The following is a 22,413-nucleotide window of genomic DNA, read 5'->3' as shown; positions in this document are numbered from 1 at the left end:
TACGGAGAAGCCGGGGAGACGGGGGCGGACCCGTCTCCCCGGCTTCGGTCCGTCTACTGGAGACCGGTGTGGACCGCGTTCGCGAGTTCACCGTTCGTGGTGTCCCCGCTGAACTCCCAGTAGAAGGCTCCCCTGAGGCCCTGCTGCTTGGCCCAGGTCATCTTCCCGGCGATGGTGGCCGGGGTGTCGTAGCTCCACCAGTTGCTGCCGCACTTGGCGTAGGCCGTTCCGGCGACGGTGCCGGTGGCCGGGCAGCTGTTCTTGAGCACCTTGTAGTCCTCGATGCCCTGCTCGTAGGTGCCCGGGGCCGGTCCGGTGGCGGTGCCGCCGGGGGCGGCCTGGGTGACGCCGGTCCAGCCGCGGCCGTAGAAGCCGATGCCGAGGTTGAGCTTCGAGCCGGGCACGCCCTTGGCCTTGAGCTTGGCGATGGCGTCGGCCGAGTTGAAGCCGGCCTGCGGGATGCCCGCGTACGAGGTCAGCGGGGAGTGCGGGGCCGTCGGGCCCTGGGCCGCCCAGGCCCCGAAGAAGTCGTACGTCATGACGTTGTAGAAGTCGGTGTACTGCGCGGCGCCCGCGTAGTCGGCCTTGTCGATCTTGCCGCCGTCCGAGGCATCGGCGGTGATGGCCGCGGTGACCAGGTTGTTCGCGCCGAACCGGGCCTTGACGGCCTGCATCAGGTTCTTGAAGGCGGCCGCTCCGCTGGTGTCGCAGGACAGGCCGCAGGCGTTCGGGTACTCCCAGTCCAGGTCGATGCCGTCGAAGACGTCGGCCCAGCGCGGGTCCTCGACCAGGTTGTAGCAGGACTGGGCGAAGGCGGTCGGGTTGGCGGCGGCCTGCGGGAAGCCGCCGGACCAGGTCCAGCCGCCGAAGGACCACAGCACCTTGAGGTTCGGGTACTGCTTCTTCAGCTTGCGCAGCTGGTTGAAGTTGCCGCGCAGCGGCTGGTCCCAGGTGTCGGCGACGCCGTCGACGCTCTGGTCGGCGGTGTAGGCCTTGTCGTAGTCGGCGTAGGCGTCACCGATCGTGCACTGGCCGTTCTGGACGTTGCCGAAGGCGTAGTTGATGTGCGTGATCTTGCCGGCGGTGCCCGAGGTGACCAGGTTTTTCACGTGGTAGTTGCGTCCGTAGACGCCCCAGTTGGTGAAGTAGCCGAGCTTGACCTTGTCGCCCGGGTCCGGGGGGATCACTCCGCCGGTCGTGGTGACCGTGGTGGAGCCGGAGGCGGGGCCGGTCTGGTCGGCGGTGTCGCGGGCGGTGACGCTGTAGGTGTACGTCGTGCCCTTGGTCAGGCCCGAGTCCGCGTAGCTCGTCCCGGTGACGGTGGCGATCCTGGCGGAGCCCCGGTAGACGTCGTAGTTCTTGACGCCCTTGTCGTCGGTGGCCGGGGTCCAGGTCAGGGTCAGCGAGGTGTCGGCGACGTTGCTCGCGGCGGGGGCGCCGGGGGCCGTGGGGGGAGTGTCGCCGGGCTGGGTGCCGCCGTCGCAGGACGCGCCGTTGATCTTGCAGCCGGTCGGGGCTCCGGAGCCCGCGCCGTTGAAGCCGAAGCTGATGCTGGCGCCGGGGGCGAGGCTGCCGTTCCAGCCGACGTTCTTCGCCGTCCAGTGGGTCCCGGAGCTGGTCACGGTGGCGTCCCAGGCCGAGGTGACCGAGGTGCCCGCCGGGTAGTCCCACTCCACGGTCCAGCTGCTCAGGGTGGTGGTGCCGGTGTTCTTCACCACCCACTTGCCCTCGAAGCCGGACCCCCAGTCGGAGACCTTGGCGTACGTGGCGGTCGCGGAGGCGGCGGCCTGGGCCGGGCCGGCCAGGGCCACGAGCCCGGTGACGGGCAGGGCGAGCACGGCGACGACCGCCGCGACTCGGGTGAAGAACCGGGTGCGCCGGGTGGGGGGTGGGGATGCTGTGCTCAAGGGTGCTCCTCCGAGGTCCGTCGCGGCCGTGGGGCCGGCTGCGACATGGGGGTGGGACCTGCGCCGCCCGTGAGCACGCTTTGTCATGGCACGCTCACCACAGTGTTGCCGCGAGCGTAGAAAGGTCTGGACCAACCGTCAAGAGGTCCAGACCGGTGTCGCGCGCCATCCGCCGGGTCGCGCTCTAGATGCCCAACTCCTGCGCCAGGACGGCTGCTTGGAGTCGACTGCGCAGCTCCAGCTTGCCCAACAGCCTGCTGACGTGGGTCTTCGCCGTGGCTTCCGCCATCTCCAGCCGCTCGGCGATCTCCGCGTTCGACAGACCCGCTCCCAGCGCGCTCAGCACCTCCCGCTCACGGGGCGTGAGGGAGGCGACGGCCGCCGCCCGCCCCGGCTCCGGGGCGGAGCGCGCCGGACGCGGCGCGCCGAACTCGGCGATCAGCCGGCGCGTCACCGCCGGGGCGATCAGGCCCTCCCCGCGCGCGACCGTCCGTACCGCCGCCAGCAGCTCCGCCGCGTCGGCGTTCTTCAGCAGGAAGCCGGCGGCGCCCGCCCGCAGCGCCCCGAAGACGTACTCGTCGAGGTCGAACGTGGTCAGCACCAGGACGTCCGCCAGACCCTCCTCGACGACCTGCCGGGTCGCGGACACCCCGTCGAGCCGGGGCATCTGCACGTCCATGAGGACGAGATCCGGCCGCAGCTGCCGGGCCAGCCGCACCGCCTCCTCCCCGTCGGCCGCCTCGCCCACGACCTCGACGTCCCCCGCGCTGCCCAGGATGAGCACCAGCCCGGCCCGCACCGCGGCCTGGTCCTCCGCCACCACCACTCGGATGGTCATGCCTCCACCACCTTGTCCTCCGCGGGCAGTGCTGCCCGTACCTGCCACACCGCACCGCGGCGGCCCGCCGTGAACTGTCCGCCCAGCAGTTCCGTCCGCTCCTTCATACCGATCAGTCCGGCCCCCGAACCGGGCGCGCGGGGTCCCGGGCGGTCCCCGTAGGGCGAGTCCACCGCCACGCTCAGCATCCCGTCCTCGTGCGCCACGCGGACCGACACCGTGCCGGGCGCGGCGTGCTTGAGGGCGTTGGTCAGGGACTCCTGGACGATCCGGTACGCCGCCAGTTCCACGGGGGCCGCGGCGGGTTCCCCGGGCGGCCGGTCGTCGTGCAGGACGAAGGTCAGCCCGCTGGCCGAGCCGTTCGTGACGGCCTGCCCGACCAGGGCGTCGAGGCCGTCCAGAGAGGGCACCGCGACCGCCTCCCGGTCACCGCCCGCGTCCCGCAGCAGTCCGATCAGACGACGCATTTCGGCCAGTCCCTGCACGCTGTTCTCCCGGATCACGCCGAGCGCGTCGCGACTGGTCGCGGCCGTGTCGATGGAGAGCGCGGCGGTGGAGTGGATGGCGATGGCGGACAAGTGGTTGGCCACCATGTCGTGCAGCTCGCGGGCCATCCGGGCGCGTTCGGCGGCCACCGCCTGCTCGCGGTCCATCTCGGCCAGCAGCGCGGTCTGCTCGGCGCGCAGCCGGGCGGCCTCGGCGGCCTCGCGGTGGTTGCGCAGGGTGGCGCCGGTCAGCGCCGGGGCGAAGCTCACGATGCCGGTGATCGCGCCGATCAGCAGGGCCTGCGGGGTCCGCAGCCAGACCAGGGAGGCGATGGTGACGACGACGGTGATCAGGCCGGTGCTGACCGGGAGTCGCCGGGCCATGGCCGGTTTGCCGTACACGACGGCCGCGTACATCAGGTCGGTGAAGATCACGACGGTGGCGAGGCTGCCGACGGTGAACTGGTCGGCGATCACCCCCGCGGTGCCGACCGCCAGGGTGGCGTGCGGGCGGGTACGGCGCAGCAGCTCCATCGCGCCGAGGGCCACGAGGGGGACCAGGGCGGCCCACGCGGGCAGGAAGTCGCGGCCGGGGCTGCTGTAGACGCCGAGCGACCAGAACACCAGGCCCGCGGCCACGCTGACCACCGCGAGCAGCACGTCGTCGCGGTGGGGGCGCAGGCTCTTCTCGGTCACGGTCCCATCCAACAGCAGGCGCGGGCGCCGCACGTCGGCGGAGCGGGCGAGGCGCGGCTACATCGAAGGATGCAGCCGCACATGGTCATTGGCGACGACGTGCCGGGCGGCCGCGGGCGGGAGCCTTGGAGGACGACGCACCCCGAGCGGAGGAGAGTCCCGTGATCGTCGCGCTGATCATCGCCTGTGAGGTCGGCTTCTGGGTCCTGCTGGCGGCGGGACTGGCCCTGCGCTACCTCGCGAAGATGCCCAGGCTGGGCGCGGCGGTCCTGCTCTGTGAGCCGCTGATGGAGCTGGTCCTGCTGGTCGTGACCACGGTCGACCTCAAGAACGGCGCCGAGCCGGACTGGAAGCACGGCCTCGCCGCGCTCTACATCGGCTACACCGTCGCCTACGGGCACTACACGATCAAGTGGCTCGACGGGCACGCGGCGCACCGGCTCGCCGGGGGACCGAAGCCGGCGGGTGCCGGCTACGGCAAGGAGCGGGCCCGGCACGAGTGGAAGCTCTGGATCCGTACCGTGATCGGCGCCGCCGTCGCCCTGACCCTGCTCCAGGCGGCCGTCTGGTACGTCGGTGACGCGGGGGACGTCAGCTCGCTCCGGGCCTGGCAGTTCGGTGCCCTGCGGGCCGTCGGCATCCACGCCCTGGTCGCGGCGGCCTACACGATCTGGCCGAAAAAGGCCCCCGCGGGCGCCGCACAGGACCGGCCCGCCCCGGCCCGGAGCGGGCGCCCCTGACAGGTCCGCTAGCGCTCGCCGCCCGGTACCCACAGCACGTCCCCGACCTCCTTGTTGGCCACCCGGGCCAGGATGAACAGGAGGTCGGAGAGGCGGTTCAGGTAGGTGGCGGTGAGCGGGTTCATCGTCTCGCCGTGCACCTCCAGCGCCGACCACGTCGACCGCTCGGCGCGCCGGACCACCGTGCAGGCCTGGTGCAGCAGGGCCGCGCCGGGGGTGCCGCCGGGCAGGATGAAGCTGCGCAGCTTCTCCACCTGCTCCAGGAAGAGGTCGCAGTCGGCCTCCAGCTTGTCGACGTAGAACTGCTCCACGCGCAGCGGCGGGTACTCGGGGTTCTCCACGACCGGGGTGCACAGGTCGGCGCCCACGTCGAACAGGTCGTTCTGCACCCGGACCAGCACCTTCACGACCTCCGCCGGCAGGCTGCCGAGCGCGATGGCCGTGCCGATGGCCGCGTTGGCCTCGTTGGCGTCCGCGTACGCGGAGATCCGCAGGTCGGTCTTGGCCGTGCGGCTCATGTCGCCCAGGGCGGTCGTGCCCTTGTCGCCGGTGCGGGTGTAGATGCGCGTGAGGTTCACCATGCGGCCAGGGTAGACGGGCCCGCCGGGCGGGCGGCGACCCGCGGCGGCACGGGGACCGTGAGGCAACTGTGAGGCAGCGCGACGGTCATGGGCCGTACCGGTGTGATGTCCGTCATCTGAGACGTGACGCGTGTTACTTCGCGGTCACACCGCACCCCCCGGACGCTAGTCTCCGCCGGAGTGGCTGTGAAGCCGTGCCGTATTTGAGAACAACGAGGGGTGTGCAGTGGCTGGGAAGCTCGCCGTCATCGGTGCGGGACTCATGGGTTCCGGGATCGCTCAGGTCTCCGCTCAGGCGGGATGGGACGTCGTGCTCCGCGACGTCACCGACGCCGCGCTGACCCGGGGCACGGACGGGATCAAGGCCTCGTACGACAAGTTCGTCTCCAAGGGCAGGCTGACGGCCGAGGACGCCGAGGCGGCGCTGGCGCGCATCACCACGACCACCGACCTGGACGCCGTCGCCGACGTCGACATCGTCGTGGAAGCGGCCTTCGAGAAGATCGAGATCAAGCACGAGATCTTCCGCGCGCTCGACAAGATCGTGCGTGAGGACGCCGTCCTCGCCTCCAACACCTCCGCCATCCCGATCACCAAGATCGCTGCCGTGACGGAGCGTCCGGAGCGGGTCGTCGGCGCGCACTTCTTCTCGCCCGTGCCGATGATGCAGCTGTGCGAGCTGGTCCGCGGTTACAAGACGAGCGACGAAACCCTCGCCACCACGCGTGCGTTCGCCGAGTCCGTCGGCAAGACCTGCATCGTCGTCAACCGCGACGTCGCCGGCTTCGTGACGACCCGTCTGATCTCCGCGCTGGTCGTCGAGGCCGCGAAGCTGTACGAGTCGGGCGTGGCCTCCGCCGAGGACATCGACATCGCCTGCAAGCTCGGCTTCGGCCACGCGATGGGCCCGCTGGCGACCGCCGACCTCACGGGCGTCGACATCCTGCTGCACGCCACCAGCAACATCTACACCGAGTCCCAGGACGAGAAGTTCGCGCCGCCGGAGCTCATGCGCCGCATGGTGGACGCCGGGGACTTCGGCCGCAAGAGCGGCCAGGGCTTCTACAAGCACTGAGAGCGGTCCACCCGCTGAGCGCCATCGTTCGAATGCCATCACCCGTCAGGGTGAATTAGGTATCGGTTCGCTCACGGTCGGCAACTTCCCTGCCCGTGCGGCAGTCAGTTGCAGTGAGAGTTGCCGACCACGGACCAGTTGCCATACGTACGCAGTACTGCCGGGAGTACACATGCACATCAGGGGCGACCACGCCGAACTCGCAGTCGGGGGTCGCCTCGACGTGCGCAGCGCGGCGGACGCCCGGACGGCCCTCCACACCGCCCTCGACGACGGCCACGGCGACCTCGTGCTCGACCTCACCGGGCTCGACTCCTGGGACGCGACCGGCCTCGGCGTGATCATGGGCGCGCACCGGAGGGCCGGGCGGACGGGACGACGCCTCGTCCTGCGCGGGGTGCCGCCGCAGATGCAGCGGCTGCTCGTGGCCACCCGCCTGCACCGGATCCTCGCGATCGAGGGCGGCCTGGAAGCCGAGTCCCTTCCCCGCGTCTGAGCCACAAGCCGCTGACCTTCGCATTTCCTGCGGAAAGTAACGGTCCGGTGGTGATCGGTCCCCTACGGTTTCCCGCACGACCGGCCACGGTCTAGGGTTCGGGCGGAAACCGGACCGATGGCGACAGCGGGTGCGCGACGGCCGGGTGGTACGACGGCGAGGCGCACGGCCCGCGATGGGGGACTGGGTCATGGACCGTACACAAGGGCAGACCGGGCGGGACGAGCAGGCGCCGGGCGGCCCCGGGGCGCCGTCCTCCGCTTCCGCTTCCGCCGCCGGCCCCACGTCGCCCGGACCCGCGCAGCCACCCTCCGGCCCCACCGGCCCCGCGCGCGTCGTCACGCTGACCGCCGGCGACTTCACCCTCACCGTCAACCCCGTCGACGGCAGCGAGATCGAGCCGCTGCGGCCCGGCACCGAGCGCGGCCGCCCCGCCAAGCGCGACGCCGCCGCCCGCGCGGCCCGCGACGCCGCGGCCAGGCCGCCCGCACTGCCCGGCCCCCCGATATCCGCCCGGCCCCTGCTCGCCCGCGGCGAGGAGCTGGAGCGGCTCGTCCGGCTCCTGGGCCGCGGCCGGTCCGTACGCCTGACCGGACCTTCCGGTTCCGGACGCACCGCGCTGCTCGACGCGGTCGCCGCCCGCTGCGCCGGCCTCGCCCCCGACGGGGTCGTACGGCTCAGCGGCCACGGGCACCAGCAGCCCGGAGAGCTGCTCCACACCCTCTGTGCGACCGTCTACGACGCCCCGCTGGAACGCCCCGACCGCGACGAGCCCTCGCCCGCGTACGCGACATCGGCGCCGTCGTCCTCCTCGACGACCTGGAGATGGGCGGCAGCGCCCTCGACGAGCTGTTGCGCGCGACCCCCGAATGCGCCTACCTGCTGGCGGCCACCCCCGACACCAAGGCACCCTCCGACGACTCCCACGTCGAGGAGGTCTTCCTGACCGGCCTCGGCAAGGACGACTGCACGGCCCTGCTGGAGACGGGCCTGGGACGGCCGCTGACGGACGAGGAGAGCGCCTGGGCGGGCGACCTGAGGTTCGCCTCCGAGGGACTGCCCCTGCGCTTCGTACAGGCCGCCGCGATGCTCCGGCAGCGGGACGAACTCAACCACAGCGACGCGGACGACGACGAGGAGGAGCCCGGCGTCTTCGAGGAGCGCCCCCGCGACAGCGGAGTGGTGCCGCTGCCGACGCTCGCCGAGGGCGCGGCCCCGGCGGAGCTGCTCGCCTCGCGGGTCAGCGAGTCCGCACGGGCGGCCCTGCGCATCGCGTGCGCGCTCGGCGGCGAGCTGCCGCACCACGCCCACCTGCCGGCGCTCGTCGGGGACACCCACGCCGACACGGCGGTGGCGGAACTCCTCGACTGCGGGCTGCTGACACCCGTCGGGACGCGCTACCGGCTGGCCGCCGGGGTCGCCCGCCAGCTGGAGGACGTCGGCTACGGGGACACCGCTCCGGAGGAGGCCCGTACGGCCGCCCGGCACTACGCCTGGTGGACCGGGCACGCCTCGGTGGTTCCCGAGCGGGTGGCGGCGGAGGCGGACGCGGTGCTCGCGGCGCTGGCCGGCGCCGACGTCGTCGCCGCGGCGGTGCTGGCCCGCACGGCCGCGCCCGCCTTCGCGGCCTCGCTGCACTGGGAGGCCTGGGAGCGGGTGCTGCGCTCGGGAGCCGAGGCCGCGCGCAAGGCCGGCGAGGTCGCCGAGCAGGCCTACTTCCACCACGAACTGGGTGTGCTCGCGCTGTGCGAGGGCCGCGTCGACCGGGCCCGCGCCGAGCTGGAGACCTCGATCGGGCTGCGCGGCGCCCTGGCCGACAAGCGGGGCACCGTGGCGGGCCGACGGGCCCTGGCGCTGGTCGTGGACCGGGAGGTCGCGGGGGTGGCGGCCTCGCCGCCGCTGCGCCTGGAAGCTCCCCCGGCCGCCTCGGAGGCCGTGACGGCGGCGACGCCCGCGACACCCGCCGCCCCGGCCGTCCCCGCGGCGCCGGCCGGACGTGCGGACGCGGTCACCAAGGCCCTGCCCGCCACGAAGCCGGCGCCCGCCCCGCGGTCCGGTGCGGCCGCGGCGCCGCGCGTGGATCCGGCCGTCTCCGAGGACGCCGTGGCGCGTGTGGCGCCCGTGACGCCCGCGGTCCAGGTCTCCGCCGAGGCGGTCACCCGGATGACCCCGGTGGTCCCGGTGAACCGGCGTTCCGAGCCGCCCACGACGCTCTCCGCGGTGTTCGAGGACGCCTTCCCGCTGTCGCCGCAGCCGGCCCCGACCGCCGCCCCGGTCCCCACCGCCGACCCCGCCGGGCCGGCCAGGGGCCCGGGCCGCAGGCGGCGGGCGCTGCTGGCGGCCGCCGGAGCGCTGACGGTGGTGGCGCTGGGCACCGTCGTGAGCCTGGCGATGAGTTCCTCGGACACCGAGCCCCCCGCGGACGGCCCCGCCGTGTCCTCGACCCCGTCGTCCGCTGCGCCCACCACGGTGCAGCAGAACAGCGGGAACGATCCTGCGGAGGAGCCGCCCGTGACGGCGCCTGCGGAAGGCGGCACCACCCCGGGGGCTAGCGCCGCCGCGCCCTCGCCCGGCCGGACACCGGGCCGGACCCCGTCCCGCCGCCCGTCCTCGACGCCGAGCAACTCCCCGCGCCCGGGCACCCCCTCGACCGCACCGACCACCGCGGAACCGACCCCCACCGTCACGGAGACCGGCGAGGCCACCCCGACGGCCACCGCCCCCACCGGGCCGGGGACGGCCACCGCCACCTCGCCGACGACGGCACCCTGAAACGCCGGCGGCACCCCTGAAACGCCGACGGCCCCGTCCTCGCGGACGGGGCCGTCGTGCGTTCGCCGAACGGGGTCAGAACAGGCGGAGCTTGTCGTCCTCGATGCCGCGCAGGGCGTTGTAGTCCAGCACCACGCAGTCCATGCCGCGGTCCGTCGCGAGCACCCTCGCCTGCGGCTTGATCTCCTGCGCGGCGAACACGCCCCGGACCGGGGCCAGGTGCGGGTCGCGGTTGAGCAGCTCCAGGTAACGGGTCAGCTGCTCCACGCCGTCGATCTCGCCGCGGCGCTTGATCTCCACGGCCACCGTCGCGCCCGAGGCGTCCCGGCACAGGATGTCGACCGGGCCGATGGCCGTCATGTACTCGCGCCGGATCAGGGTGTAGCCCTCGCCGAGGGTCTCGATGCGGTCGGCGAGCAGCTCCTGCAGGTGCGCCTCGACGCCGTCCTTGATCAGCCCCGGGTCGGTGCCCAGCTCGTGGGAGGAGTCGTGGAGCACTTCTTCCATGGTGATGATGAGCTTCTCGCCCGCCTTGTTGACGACCGTCCACACACCGGCGTCGTCACCGCTCCCCTCTTTGAGGGTGCACGGCGGCGACATCCAGTTGAGCGGTTTGTACGCCCGGTCGTCCGCGTGGATCGAGACACTGCCGTCGGCCTTCACGAGGATCAGACGGGGTGCCGAGGGCAGATGGGCGGTGAGCCGGCCCGCATAGTCGACGGAGCAGCGGGCAATCACGAGACGCATGGTCGGCAACGCTACTCGACCTACGGCCCTCCACGCGATTCGCCCCTGAAAGCCCCGTTCGCCGATGGCGCGTTGTATGCGCATTCTCCTGGTGCGTCACCCATGGGACGCCTACCGTGGTGAGCGGGAGGTCGTCGAGCGTGCACTCTGCGTCGCGATCTCCTTCCCTGCCCGTAAGACTCCGGCAACCAGTCAGCCGGGGTCGCGAGAGGAGAACCCATGTCGCTCGACGTCTCACCGGCCCTACTCGAACAGGCCGAGCGAGGCGAGGTCGACGAAGCCGCCTTCGTCGACTGCGTCCGGACCTCCCTGCCCTATGCATGGGAGATGATCAGCTCGCTGGTGGCCCAGCTGAAGGTGGACGGCGGACAGTTCGCCGACAACCAGACGCCGCCGCCCGACGAGCAGGCGCGTGGGCAACTGCTGCGCGCACTCGCGAGTGACGCGATACGCGGTGCGCTGCAGCGGCACTTCGGAGTGCGCCTGGCATTCCAGAACTGTCACCGGGTGGCGGTCTTCCCGCTGGATCCCTCGGTGGACGACCGGCTGGCCAAGTTCACTTCGATCCGCGGTCAGCTGCTCAACCAGTCGCCGGAGCTGCGGGACTGCTGAGCAGGACCGGAGCCGGTGGATCTCAGCCGAGACGGGGCAGGACTTCGGCGCCCAGCCGTCGTACGTTCTCCTCCGTCGCGGCGAGATCCCCGGAGCCCTCCGTCAACAGGGCGAAGCGCGTGATGCCCGTGCGCGCGGCGGTGGCCGCGAGGCGGTCCGCCGCCAGCTGCGGGGTGCCCACCGGGTGCAGGTCGCACAGCAGTTCCGTGTACGCGACCGGATCCCGCATCGCGCGCACGCGGCCGTCCACGGTCACGTGCGCGTCCAGACCCAGCTTGAGCCAGCCCGGCATGGACTTCACCAGGGTCTCGCGCGCGTCCGCGGTGCTGTCGGCGATCTGGCACACCCCCGCGGACACGTGTCCGGCCGCGGCCACGTGCTCGGGGGAGTGGCCCGCCGCCAGCGCCGTGCTGCGCCACAGGGCGACCATCTCGGCCTTGTTCTCGTCCCCGCAGTGCATGCCCAGCAGCATCGGCAGCCCCCGCCGCGCGGCCATCCGCACCGACGACGGCGACGTGCAGGCCACGATCACCTCCGGGCCCGACCCGTCCCCGTCCAGGGCCTCCGACGGCCGCGGTACGACGGCCACCTCGCGGAAGGCGTACCGCTCGCCGGCGGCCCCCACCCGCGCCTGCGTCAGCCACCGCCGCAGCAGGTCCAAAGACTCCGGGAAGCCCTTCTCGTAGGCCTCCAGGCCACCCCCGAACACCTCCAGGTCGACCCACGGCCCGCCGCGCCCCACCCCGAGCGTGAAGCGGCCGCCCGAGGCCAGGTGCAGCAGCGCCGCCTGCTCGCCGAGGGCGACCGGGTGCGTGCTCGGCAGTACGCTCACGGCCGTGCCCACCCGCAGCCGCCGGGTCCGGCCCAGCAGCAGGCCCGCCAGGGTCACCGCCGACGGGCACACCCCGTACGGGACGAAGTGGTGCTCGGCCAGCCAGACCGAGTCGAGCCCGGCCTCCTCCGCCACCTCCGCGGTCCGCACCGCCCGGTGCAGTGCCTCGCCCTGTCCCTGGCCCGGGAACTGGGCCGCCAGTACAAACGCTCCTACGCGCATCGCCTTTAGCCTCCTCGCGGCTGACGCGGCCTCCCCCAGGTGGACCGGCTCTTCCTATGGCAACAACGTCTGACACGTGCCAAAGGCACGGGCTGACACGAAAGTTATTGGGATTGTCGGGCCAGTCCCGGCCATCGGTCCGTCCGCCCGAGGAACACCCTGCGGGTACCCGGGCTCGCTGCGCGTAGTCTGGAAGAAAGTCACTGCCGTCAGCCCATCCGTGAGGTATACGTGTCACCGCGCAACAACCGCCCCAGGGGCGGCGAGACTCCGGACGAGCGCCCGGGGAGCGGCCTGGACCGCTTCGGGCTGGAGCGCACCGAGGAATACCAGGGCGAGGACTGGAAGGTCCGGCACGTCGCGGGCGCGAGCGCGGCGGGCAAGCGCTACCGCTGCCCCGGCTGCGACCAGGAGATCCCCTCCGGGACCCCGCACCTGGTGGCCTGGCCCGAGTACGGCGGTGTGGACGACCGGCGGCACTGGCACAAGGCCTGCTGGAACGCGAAGGACCGCCGCACCACGAAGGTCCAGCGGTCCCGCAACGCGCCGAGGTACTGACCCCGGCCCGATCCGCCCGCCCCCGGCTAGACGTCCCGGCGGCCGACGATGACGTAGGAGGCGGCCACGGCCCCTCCCGTGATCAGCATGATGATCAGCAGGTGGGAGAGGTTGCTGGGGGCCGGCCCCAGGTCGCCGCCCTCCCGCATGCCGAAGAGCTGGCTCAGCGCGACGGGTACGTTGCGCTGGAGGATCTCGCGTCCGACGCCGGCCACGGCCTCCCAGACGCTCAGCATCGCGCCCAGCACCGGCGGCAGCGTGACGACGCCCAGCATGACGGCGATCGCCCCCGCGGAGTGCCGCACCAGCGCGCCGACGGCGAGCGCGAGCACGCCGAGCAGAGTGACGTAGAGGCAGCCGGCCAGGGCACCCAGCCACTCGCGCCCCGCGTGCGAACCGGCCGCGTCCCCGCCGTGGGCGAGCACGGCGGCGATGCCGACCACGAAGACGGACAGCGTGGTGGCGACGAAGGCCGTCATGCTGAAGACGAGGTACTTCGCGGTGAGCACCCGGAAGCGGTCCGGGGCGGCGGTGAACGTGGTGCGCACCAGGCCGGTGGCGTGCTCCGAGGCGATGGTGAGCACTCCCAGGACCATCACCGCGACCTGCCCGACCATCAGCCCGAAGAGGGCGGGCGTGGTGAAGGAGATGGACTCGTAGTCCTGGTCCCCGGTCTGCGAGACGAAGAGCAGCCCGATGCCGACGACCGTCACCACGAGGGCGCCCAGCGTCCACAGGGTGGAGCGGATCGAGATCAGCTTGGTCCACTCCGAGGCGAGGGCGTGTCCCAGGTGCGGCCGCGGCGTGGGCAGCGGAGAGCTGTAGCTCCGTGGCCGGTCCGGCGTCGTGGTCGTCGGGGTCATCGGGTGTCCTCTGCGGAGTCCTTGGCGGTGCTCGCGAGCTCGCCGGGATTGCTGGGCATCAGGAAGGGCTTCCCGCCCGCTCCGGGCGGCGGCGGGGCGAAGAAGCCCGCCTGCGGGACGTCCGGGGCCGCCGGCCCGTCCTCCCAGGCCGGGAGGGCCAGCGGGTCCTGCTCCCACAGCTCGGCCCGCGGGTCCTCGGAGGAGGTGTACTCGACGGCGGACTGGGTCATCCGCATGTACGCCTCCTCCAGCGAGGCCCGGTGCGGGGAAAGCTCCCACAGCCGTACGCCGGCCGCGTGCGCGAGGTCGGAGACGGCGGGCAGCTCCAGCCCGGTCACGCGCAGTGCTCCGTCGGGCTCCTGCAGGACCCGGCCGCCCGCCTTGGCGAGGGCCCTGCCCAGCGTCTCCCGGCCATCGGGATCGGTGTCGGCCGCACGCACCCGAGCGAATCCGGCCGAGTTGTGCGCGATGAACTCCTGCGTGCCCATGTCGGCCAGCAGCCGTCCGCGGCCGATGACGATCAGGTGGTCGGCGGTCAGCGCCATCTCGCTCATCAGGTGCGAGGAGACGAAGACGGTGCGGCCCTCGGCGGCCAGCCGGCGCATCAGATTGCGGACCCAGAGGATGCCCTCGGGGTCGAGCCCGTTGACCGGCTCGTCGAACAGGAGCACCTGGGGGTCCCCGAGCAGAGCCGTGGCGATGCCCAGGCGCTGGCCCATGCCGAGCGAGAAGCCCTTCGTACGCTGCCGGGCGGCGTCCTGGAGGCCGACGACGGCCAGCACCTCGTCCACCCGCTTCTCCGGGATCCCGGAGAGCTGGGCGATGGACAGCAGGTGGGTGCGGGCCCGCCGGCCGCCGTGGACGGCCTTGGCGTCGAGCAGGGCCCCGACGTGCCGCTGGGCGTTCGGCAGCTCCCGGAAGGGGAGGCCGTTGATCGTGACATGACCGGCGGTGGGCCGGTCGAGGCCCAGGATCATGCGCATGGTGGTGGACTTCCCGGAGCCGTTGGGCCCCAGGAAACCCGTCACGTGACCCGGCTTGACCTGGAAGGACAACTGGTCGACGGCGGTCTTGGCGCCGTAGCGCTTGGTCAGGCCGACTGCCTCGATCATCTTGCTGCCCCTTACCAGGCCGGGACGACTCTCGCCCGTGTAAGGGTTAAGAGGATAGCGAGGATCCTACGGTTCCGCCCCGGGCCGGATCCCTGACCCGTCCCCGAGACGAACCCTGGCATGACCCGTAGTCCCTGCGGAGGGCCCCGGACGTCAGGCGTCCCTCTTCCTGAGGACGAGGTAGCCCCCGAGTACCGAGGCGGCCACCCACAGCAGCATGATCCCGAGCCCGCCCCACGGGCCGTAGGGGGTCTCCGCGCTGCCCATGGCGTTCGGCACGACCTGCATGATCCTCGATCCTGCCGCGGTGGGCAGGTACTGGCCGTACTCCCGGGTCGCCTCGAAGGCGTTCAGCAGGTTCGTGACGATCAGGAAGAACGGGATCAGGATGCTGATCGAGGCGACCGAGCTGCGCAGCATGCTCGCGACGCCCATGGAGAACAGGGCGATGAGGGCCATGTACACGCCCGCGCCGACCACGGCGCGCAGCACGTTCTCCCCGTCCAGCCCGGTGCCGTGCTCGCCCAGGATCGCCTGGCTGAGGAAGAACGACAGGAAGCTGGTCAGCAGCCCGACCAGCAGCGCCAGCACGGTGGCCACGGTGAGCTTGCCGAACAGGAAGCCCCCGCGGGCCGGCACGGCGGCCAGCGAGGTGCGGATCATGCCGGTGCTGTATTCGGTGCTGACCACCAGCACACCGAAGACGATCATCGCCAGCTGGCCGAACTGCATCCCGGCGAAGCTCACCAGGGTGGGGTCGAAGGTGGCCTGCTCCAGCTTGCTCATGTCGTCGAAGCTCGCCGCGACCGCCGTGGAGATCAGGGCGCCGAAGCCGGCGGTGACGATCAGGGCCAGCGCGAGCGTCCAGCTGGTGGAGGCCACCGTGCGGATCTTGGTCCACTCGGACGTGAGGACGGCGGGAAGGGCCATGGTCACTGCCCGCCCTTGCGCGCCGAGTCGAAGGCGGCGCCCCAGGCGGGGACGTCGGCCGGCCGGGCCGGATTGTCGGTGGCCGTGCCGGGTGCGCCCGGTGCGCCCGGTGCGTGGGCGTGGTACTCGACGGAATCCGCCGTCATGCGCATGAACGCTTCCTCCAGTGAAGCCCGCTGCGGGCTGAGTTCGTGCAGCACGATCTGGTGCTGGGCGGCCAGCTCACCGAGCTGTTCGGCGCCGACACCGTCGATCTCCAGCGTGCCGGTGGCGGGGACGGCGACGGCGTCGATCCCGGCCCCGTGCAGGACGTCCTTGAGCCGTTCCTGCTGCGGCGAGCGCATGCGGACGTAACTGCGGGAGTTCTGGTGAATGAAATCAGCCATAGAGGTATCGGCCAGTAGTCTTCCCTGTCCGATGACGATCAAATGGTCTGCGGTCAGGGCCATTTCGCTCATCAGGTGCGACGACACGAAGATCGTGCGCCCCTCCGCCGCCAGGCCCTTCATCAGATTGCGGATCCACAGAATTCCCTCGGGATCCAGACCATTGACGGGTTCGTCGAACATGAGGATCTGCGGGTCGCCCAGCAATGCGGAGGCGATTCCCAGCCGTTGGCCCATGCCCAGCGAAAATCCTTTGGACTTCTTCTTGGCCACGGCCGTCAGGCCGACCAGGTCCAGCACCTCGCCGACCCGGCGCTCCGGGATGCGGTTGGACTGGGCCAGGCAGAGGAGGTTGTTGTACGCGCTGCGGCCACCGTGCATGGCCTTGGCGTCCAGCAGCGCACCGACGTGCTTCAGGGGTTCCTGCAGGTCCCGGTAGCGCTTCCCGTAGATCCGGACCGCACCGCTGGTCGGATTGTCCAGGTCCAGCATCATGCGCATGGTCGTGGATTTACCCGCCCCGTTGGGGCCGAGGAATCCGGTCACCACCCCCGGTCTGACCTGGAAGCTGAGGTTGTCGACCGCTGTCTTCGCACCGAATCGTTTGGTGAGGCCATCGAGCTCGATCATGCGGCCACGCTAGAACGCCCGAGGGCCCTACGCCACCTCAAATGGGTGACATAGGGCCCTCGATCAGGCTCCATGGCTACCTGCGGGTCATGCTCCGTGGTCAGCGGCTCTGCTGCGCCGGGACGCCGCGGGTGACCGGCTCGTCGTCCACGATCGGGTTGGCCGCCGCGACGGCCGCGCCGGTGAGCGTCGCCAGCATCTCGCGGACGTTGGTCAGCTGCGCGTTGATCGAGTCGCGGCGGTTGGTGAGCGCCGCCAGCTCGCGCTCGGACTCGCTGCGGATGCGGTCCGCCTTGGCGTTCGCGTCGGCCACGATGTCCTCGGCCTGGCGCTGCGCGGTCTCCACGGTCTGACGGGCCCGGCGCTCGGCGTCCGTGCGCAGCTTCTCGGCCTCCAGGCGCAGCTGCTCGGCGCGGTGTTCGATCTCCGCGAGGCGCTTCTCGGCCTTGGCCTGACGGGAGGCCAGGTCGCGCTCCGACTGCTCGCGGCGCTTGGCCAGGTTGGTCTCGAAGTCCGCGGCGGCCTGGGCGGCCTTGGCGCGGGTCTCCTCGAAGAGCGCGTCGGCCTCCTCGCGCTTGGAGGCCGCGTCCTTCTGGGCCTCGGCGCGCAGGGTGGCGGCGTCGCCCTTGGCCTTCTCGACGATGCGGACGCCCTCGTCCTCCGCCTTCGACTTGCGGTCGGCCGCGAACGACTCGGCGTCGTTGCGCACCTGCTGGGCGGCCGACTCGGCGAGCTCACGGTGCTGCTCGGCCGCGCGACGGGCCTCCTCGCGCAGGTCCTTCGCCTCCTCCTCGGCCAGCCGCAGGATCTTCTCGACCCGGGCGCCGAGACCCGCGTACGACGGCTCCGCGTCGTTCACCTGGGCCTGGGCGTTCTGCGTCTCGAGGTGCAGCTCCTCGATCCGCTTTTCCAGAGAGTTGATACGTCCAAGGGCGCTGTCGCGGTCGGAGACCAGCTTGGTAATGCGGTCGTCCACCTGACCGCGGTCATAACCACGCCGCACGAGCTCGAAGCCGAAGGGGGAGGAAGTGTCGCTCATGGGGTTCCTGTCGAATGAGACCGATGAGGTGCTACGTGAGGTGTTAAGGGGAATCCTAGGCGCCCAGACGGCGTGTCATCGAGTCAATCCACGTTTGATCTGGACAATGACACCCCTTTTGAGTGGCAAGGCGGCGGAATGCTTGTCACCCGTTCGCCTGAACCTTCATCAGGTGCACACATCCCCGACCGCTTGGCTAGCCCTCTGACGACTTACCACCCGAACGAGTGGATCCCGCTGTCACACCGGCCTTGGTGCCCCCCGCTCCCTGGCCGCCGACCGTGGACTTCCCGCCGCCCGAAGGCGCCTCGAATGATTCCAACGCCTCAAGAACGTCCTGGACACGGGAGATCTCCCCCTGAATGTCCTGCCGCCTGCGGACCAGGACCTCCAGCTCGCGGCGGCCCTCCTCGACGAGGCGCTCGGCCTCCGCCGTGGCCTCCGCGAGGGCCTTCTCGGCCTCCCGCGCCAGCTCGGCCTTCTTCTGCTCGGCCTCCTTGAGCAGCGCCTCCGCCTTGCGGACCGCCGCGATGCGCACCTTGCTCGCCTCGCTGCTCGCGTCCGACAACAGCTCCTTGGCCTTCGCCTCGGCCTCCACGCTCTGCTCGGTCGCCGCGCGCACCAGCTTGTCCACGCGCTCGCCGGCCGACTTCATCTGCTCGGCCGACTCCCGCCGGGCCCGCTCGTGGAGTTCCTCGACCTCGCCCTCGACGCGGCCGCGCAGCTCCTCCGCCCGTTCCCTTATGGCGGCGGCGTCCGTGCGCGCGCCGACCAGCAGCTCGTTGGCGTCCGTACGGGCCTTCTCCACCAGGGAGTTGCCCTCGACGGTCGCCTCCGAGGTGATCCGCGCCGCCTCCTTGCGGGCCGCGTCGACCATCGCGTCGGCCTGCTCCTCGGCCGCCGTCGTGGCGGCGAGGGCCTGCTGCTGGGATTCGGCGGTGAGCTTGTCGGCCTCCGTCGCCGCCTCGGTGATGAGCCGGTCGACCTGCTCCGCGGCCTCGCTGCGGCGCTTGTTCGCCTCCTCGCGGGCCTCGTCCAGCAGCCGCTCGGACTCCGTACGGGCCTCCGCGCGGGTGCGCTCCGCCGCGGTGGCGGCCTCCGCCTTGACCCGCTCGGCCTCCGACCGGGTACGCGCCGCGTGCTCCTGCGCCGAGGACAGCGCCTCCGAGGCGTCGGCGCGCAGGCGTTCCGCCTCGGACGCGGCCTCGCCGACCGTGCGCTCGTTGTCCTTGCGGGTCTGCTCGACGAGCTTGTCGGCCTCGGCCGCCGCCTCCGTGATGAGCCGGTCCGCCTGCTCGGCCGCCTCGGTGCGCAGCCGGTTCGCCTCGGAGCGCGCCTCGTCGAGCGTGTGCTCGGCGTCGCGCTCCGCCGCGGCGAGGGTCTCGCCCGCGGCGGCCGTGACGCGGTCCGCCTCCGCGGTGGCCTCGCCGATGATCCGGCCGCCCTCCGCGCGGGCGTCGTCCAGCACCCGGGCCGCGTCGGCGCGCAGCCGCGCGGCCTCAGCGGCGGCCTCGCCGACCATGGCCTCGTTGGCCACACGGGTCTCGTCGATGAGCCGGTCGCCCTCGGCGCGCGAGTCGACCATGATCTTCGCGGCGTCCCGCTCGGCGCTCGCCAGGGTCTCGGCCGCCTGCGACTTCAGCCGTGCCGCCTGGGTGGTGAGGCGCTCGGCCTCCGCCGCCGCCTCGCCCACGGTGGCCGCGTTCGCGGTGCGGGTCTCCTCGATGAGCCGGTCCGCCTCCGCCGAGGCCTCGGTGATGAGCCGGTCGACCTGCTCGGCGGCCTCGGTGCGCAGCCGGTTGCCCTCGGCACGGGCCTCGTCCAGCGTGGCCGCGGCCTCGGCGCGGGCGGCCTCGGCGGCCTCCGCCGCCTCGGCGGTGATCCGCGCGGCCTCCGCCTCGGCGTCCGCGACCGTGGCCGCGTTCGCCGCGAGGGTCTCCTCGGTGATCCGCGCGGCCTCCGCCGCGGCCTCGGCCGTGATCAGGGCGCCCTCGGTGCGCGAGGCCTCCAGGGACTCCGCCGCCTCGCCGCGGATCCGGTTCGCGTCGTCGCGGGCGTCGGCCCGGGTCCGGGCGGCGTCACGCTCGGACGCGGCCAGCGCGTCCGTGGCCTCGGTACGCACCCGCTGCGCGTACTCGGCGGTGTCGGCGCGCAACTGCTCCGCCTCGGCGATCGCCTCGCCGACGGTCCGCTCGGCCAGGGCCTTCGCCGCGTCCGTCTCCGCGCGCGCCTCGGTGCGGATGCGGGCCGCGTCCTCGGAGGCCCGCTCCCGCTCCTCGTGGGCGTCGGCACGGACCCGGGCGGCCTCCTCCTCGGCCTCCGCCTTCGTCCGCTCCGCCACGTGCTCGGCGGCGCTGCGCAGCCCGGCGATCTCCTCCTCGGCCTGCTCGTGCAGGCCGGCCACGGCGTCGCGCACCTGCTGCGCGGTGGTCTCGGCCGCCGACACCAGCTCGGAAGCGCGGCGCTCGGCCTCCTCGGTCAGGCGGGCCGCCTCGGCCTGTGCCTCCTCCGAGCGGCGGCGGGCCGCGGCCAGCAGCTCCTCGCTCTGCTCGCGGGCCTGCGCCCGCTCCTGGTCGGCGTCGGTCCGGGCCGACGCCAGGGTCTCCTCGGCCTCCCGGCGGCGCCGGGCGGCCTCCTCCTGGGCGGCGGCCAGTGCCTCGGCGGCCTCCTCGGCGACCCGCTCGGCCGCCGCCTTGGCCTCGGCGCGCAGCCGGTCCGCGGTCTCCTGGGCCTCGGAGCGCACGCGCTCGGCCTCGGCCTCGGCCTCGCCGCGCAGCCGAACGGCCACCTGCTCGGCCTCGGCGCGCACCCGGCCGGCGTCCTGCGCCGCCTCGGTGCGCAGCTGGTCGGCCTCCTGCTCGGACTGCGTCTGGAGGGTGCGGATGCGTTCCGCAGACTCGGCGCGCAGCCGGTCGTTCTCCTCGCTCGTCTCGCGGCGGATGTTCTCCGCCGCCGTACGGGCGTCGCGCAGCGTCTGCTCGGCCGTGGTCAGCCGGGCCTCGGCCTCCGTGTGCAGCCGTACGAGCTCCTCGTCGGCCTCCGCCCGCTTCGCGGCCAGTGCCTGCTCGGTCTCCTCGCGCCGCGCGAGGGCCGCCGCGTCCGCCTCGGCGCGCACCGACTCGGCCTGCTCCTCGGCCTCGGCGCGCAGCCGCTCGGCCTCGGCGCGGGTCCGCTCCAGGGTCTCCTCGGCCTGCTTGCGCAGGGTTCCGGCGCGCTCGACGGCCTCGGCGCGGACCCGCTCGCTCTCGGCGGTCGCCCCGGAGCGCAGTTCGTCCGCGTCAGCCTTGGCCTTGCCGAGCAGTTCCTCGGCGGTCTTGGCCGCCTCCTCGATCTGCTGGACCGCCTCACGGCGGGCCTCGCCGCGGATCCGCTCGCCCTCGGCGACGGCCTCCGCGCGCAGCTGCTCGGCCTCGCCGCGCAGTCGGCGGGCCTCCTCCTGCAGTTCGACCGTGCGGGCCCGGTACTCCTCGGTGTCGTCCTTCGCGGCGCCCTTGAGCTCGTCGGCGGTCGCCGCCGCCTGCAGGCGCAGCCGGTCGGCCTCGGCCTCGGCCTCGCGACGGATCCGCTCGGCCTCCTCGGACGCGGCGCGGGTGGTGGCCCGGGCGTCCTCCGAGGCCTTGTTCAGGACGTCCTCGGCCGTGCGGGCGGCCTTCGCCAGCTGCGCGGCCATGTCCTCGGCGGCGGCCGTACGGGCGCTGTCACCGGCCTCGGCGCGGACCCGCTCCGCGTCCGCGCGGGCGTCGGCCAGGGCCTGCTCGGCCTCGGCCTTGAGGAGTTCGGCCTCCTTGGTGGCCTCGCCGACCAGTCGGGCGACCTGCTCCTTGGCGGTGCGGGTGCGCTGCTCGTTGACGGACTCCGCCGACGCGAGCTGGCGCGAGGCGCTCTCCTTGGCCTCCGCGAGGACCTTCTCGGCCTCGGCGCGGGCCTCGCGCAGCGCGGCCTCGGCCTCCTGTACGCGGGATTCGGCGACACGCCCCAGGTCCAGGGTCTGCTGGCGGGTCTGCTCGGCCTCGGCGGAGCTGGTGGAGCGCAGCCGTTCGGCGTGCTGGGTGGCCTCCTGCGCCTGCGTGGAGGCGGCCGTCAGCAGCCGTTCGGCTTCCTTGCGGGCGCGCAGCAGCGTGGACTCGGCCTCCGCGCGGGCGGCCTCGGCGTCGGCGGCCATCCGGCGCCGGGTCTCCTCGGCGACCCGGGCGGCCTCGGCGCGGGCCGCGTTCAGCGCCTGCTCGGCCTCGGCGCGGGACTCCTCCATGAGGCGGCGCGCCTGGGCCTCCGTGCGGGCGCGCAACTGCTCCGCCCAGGCCACGTTCTCGTTGACGTGCGCCTCGACGGTCTGCCGGCGCTCGTTGAGTTCCTGGTCCAGCCGCTGCCGGCGGTTGACGGCCTCGCCGTGCAGCTCGGCCTGCAGGCGCGCCTGGTGCTCGGCGTGCTCCTGGAGGATGCGCTGGGTCTGCGCCCGGGCGTCGCGCAGCTCGCGCTCGGCGTCGGAGCGCATCTGGTCGGCCTGGATCTGGGCGTTGCGGAGCAACTGCTCCGCCTGGTAGCCCATGTCCGCGCCGTCGTAGGCAGGACGGGACGCCAGGGCCCGGCGTACCTCGTGGAGCTTGGCGCGCAGCACCTCGACCTGGTACCCCAGGTCTTCAGCGTGCTGGACGGCCTTCCCGCGCTCCTTCTTCAGCCGCTCCATCTCGGCCTCGAAGCGCGAGAGATGGTCGGCCTCGGCCTGATGGCTCTCCTGGCTTTCGTAGCCCCGCACAGCGCGGTCCCATCCGTCCCCTGGTCGCAAGCTCACTCCCAATGAGCATCGCTCGCCCGCTGAACGACGCCCCCGGGGGAATGGTGTCAGATACCGGGGCAGGGGTCACAGGCCCCGACCCTCTCCGCACCGAACCCCG

At 72.8% G+C, this 22,413-nt stretch carries 17 protein-coding genes and 1 pseudogene; 6 read left to right on the top strand and 12 right to left on the bottom strand.

Annotated features, from left to right (window positions below; translation table 11 throughout):
• Positions 1-53: 53 nt before the first annotated feature.
• From AC2RP6_RS14375 to AC2RP6_RS14365, 3 genes are all read right to left on the bottom strand, one after another.
• Positions 54-1,907, bottom strand: a complete 1,854-nt coding sequence (locus AC2RP6_RS14375; protein ID WP_486446575.1) for a glycosyl hydrolase family 18 protein — start codon at positions 1,905-1,907, stop codon at positions 54-56.
• Positions 1,908-2,091: 184 nt separating this feature from the next.
• Positions 2,092-2,745 (bottom strand): response regulator, encoded by a 654-nt coding sequence (locus tag AC2RP6_RS14370; protein ID WP_486446574.1) that lies wholly within the window; start codon positions 2,743-2,745, stop codon positions 2,092-2,094.
• Positions 2,742-3,926: a sensor histidine kinase gene (locus tag AC2RP6_RS14365; RefSeq protein WP_486446573.1), complete on the bottom strand. Its 1,185-nt coding sequence runs from the start codon at positions 3,924-3,926 to the stop codon at positions 2,742-2,744. Before AC2RP6_RS14365 ends, AC2RP6_RS14370 begins: the two co-directional genes overlap by 4 nt.
• A gap of 161 nt (positions 3,927-4,087) precedes the next feature.
• Here AC2RP6_RS14365 and AC2RP6_RS14360 point away from each other — a divergent pair, with 161 nt between their 5' ends.
• Positions 4,088-4,666, top strand: a complete 579-nt coding sequence (locus tag AC2RP6_RS14360) for a hypothetical protein (RefSeq protein WP_486446572.1) — start codon at positions 4,088-4,090, stop codon at positions 4,664-4,666.
• Positions 4,667-4,674: 8 nt separating this feature from the next.
• On the opposite strand, the gene AC2RP6_RS14355 is transcribed toward AC2RP6_RS14360, so the two are convergent.
• Positions 4,675-5,247, bottom strand: a complete 573-nt coding sequence (locus AC2RP6_RS14355; protein ID WP_486446571.1) for a cob(I)yrinic acid a,c-diamide adenosyltransferase — start codon at positions 5,245-5,247, stop codon at positions 4,675-4,677.
• 226 nt (positions 5,248-5,473) lie between these two features.
• Between AC2RP6_RS14355 and AC2RP6_RS14350 the strand changes: the two genes are divergently transcribed.
• The 3 genes and pseudogenes from AC2RP6_RS14350 to AC2RP6_RS14340 all read left to right on the top strand — a co-directional run.
• On the top strand, positions 5,474-6,322 hold the full coding sequence (locus AC2RP6_RS14350; RefSeq protein ID WP_486446570.1) for a 3-hydroxyacyl-CoA dehydrogenase family protein: 849 nt from the start codon (positions 5,474-5,476) through the stop codon (positions 6,320-6,322).
• Between the two features lie 172 nt (positions 6,323-6,494).
• A complete protein-coding gene (locus AC2RP6_RS14345) occupies positions 6,495-6,818 on the top strand; it encodes an STAS domain-containing protein (RefSeq protein ID WP_030153791.1) in 324 nt (107 codons plus the stop codon).
• 190 nt (positions 6,819-7,008) lie between these two features.
• A pseudogene (locus AC2RP6_RS14340) lies at positions 7,009-8,891 on the top strand (ATP-binding protein); the annotation flags it as partial.
• A 774-nt stretch (positions 8,892-9,665) separates the two neighbouring features.
• Here AC2RP6_RS14340 and nucS read toward each other — a convergent pair.
• The gene (nucS, locus tag AC2RP6_RS14335) at positions 9,666-10,337 is read right to left on the bottom strand and encodes an endonuclease NucS (protein WP_486446569.1); all 672 of its coding nucleotides are present in this window, start codon (positions 10,335-10,337) and stop codon (positions 9,666-9,668) included.
• 219 nt (positions 10,338-10,556) lie between these two features.
• Here nucS and AC2RP6_RS14330 point away from each other — a divergent pair, with 219 nt between their 5' ends.
• Positions 10,557-10,949 carry an SCO5389 family protein gene (locus AC2RP6_RS14330; RefSeq protein WP_030660337.1) on the top strand — a complete coding sequence of 131 codons (393 nt, stop codon included), beginning with the start codon at positions 10,557-10,559 and terminating at the stop codon, positions 10,947-10,949.
• Positions 10,950-10,971: 22 nt separating this feature from the next.
• Here AC2RP6_RS14330 and AC2RP6_RS14325 read toward each other — a convergent pair whose 3' ends face one another.
• Positions 10,972-12,003 carry an LLM class flavin-dependent oxidoreductase gene (locus AC2RP6_RS14325; protein WP_486446568.1) on the bottom strand — a complete coding sequence of 344 codons (1,032 nt, stop codon included), beginning with the start codon at positions 12,001-12,003 and terminating at the stop codon, positions 10,972-10,974.
• 231 nt (positions 12,004-12,234) lie between these two features.
• Between AC2RP6_RS14325 and AC2RP6_RS14320 the strand changes: the two genes are divergently transcribed.
• Entirely contained in the window at positions 12,235-12,561 is a 327-nt protein-coding gene (locus AC2RP6_RS14320; RefSeq protein ID WP_030660342.1) for a hypothetical protein, read from the top strand.
• A gap of 26 nt (positions 12,562-12,587) precedes the next feature.
• Here the strand turns inward: AC2RP6_RS14320 and AC2RP6_RS14315 are convergent, their stop codons facing one another.
• The 6 genes from AC2RP6_RS14315 to scy all read right to left on the bottom strand — a co-directional run bounded on the left by AC2RP6_RS14315 (position 12,588) and on the right by scy (position 22,274).
• Positions 12,588-13,424 carry an ABC transporter permease gene (locus tag AC2RP6_RS14315; RefSeq protein ID WP_486446567.1) on the bottom strand — a complete coding sequence of 279 codons (837 nt, stop codon included), beginning with the start codon at positions 13,422-13,424 and terminating at the stop codon, positions 12,588-12,590.
• Entirely contained in the window at positions 13,421-14,536 is a 1,116-nt protein-coding gene (locus AC2RP6_RS14310) for an ABC transporter ATP-binding protein (RefSeq protein ID WP_486446566.1), read from the bottom strand. The genes AC2RP6_RS14315 and AC2RP6_RS14310 overlap by 4 nt, the downstream gene beginning before the upstream one ends.
• 153 nt (positions 14,537-14,689) lie before the next feature.
• A complete protein-coding gene (locus AC2RP6_RS14305; protein ID WP_486450335.1) occupies positions 14,690-15,466 on the bottom strand; it encodes an ABC transporter permease in 777 nt (258 codons plus the stop codon).
• A 2-nt stretch (positions 15,467-15,468) separates the two neighbouring features.
• Complete coding sequence (locus AC2RP6_RS14300; protein ID WP_486446565.1) at positions 15,469-16,482, bottom strand: ABC transporter ATP-binding protein; 1,014 nt, start codon at positions 16,480-16,482, stop codon at positions 15,469-15,471.
• 100 nt (positions 16,483-16,582) lie between these two features.
• On the bottom strand, positions 16,583-17,521 hold the full coding sequence (locus tag AC2RP6_RS14295) for a coiled-coil domain-containing protein (RefSeq protein ID WP_030660359.1): 939 nt from the start codon (positions 17,519-17,521) through the stop codon (positions 16,583-16,585).
• A gap of 196 nt (positions 17,522-17,717) precedes the next feature.
• Positions 17,718-22,274, bottom strand: coding sequence for a polarized growth protein Scy (gene scy, locus AC2RP6_RS14290; protein WP_486446564.1), 4,557 nt, complete (start codon positions 22,272-22,274; stop codon positions 17,718-17,720).
• Positions 22,275-22,413: the final 139 nt, after the last annotated feature.

The organism is Streptomyces sp. WAC03905 (assembly GCF_057371075.1).
Note: the sequence above shows the minus strand (reverse complement) of the source record. Positions and strands in the feature narration are given on the sequence as shown.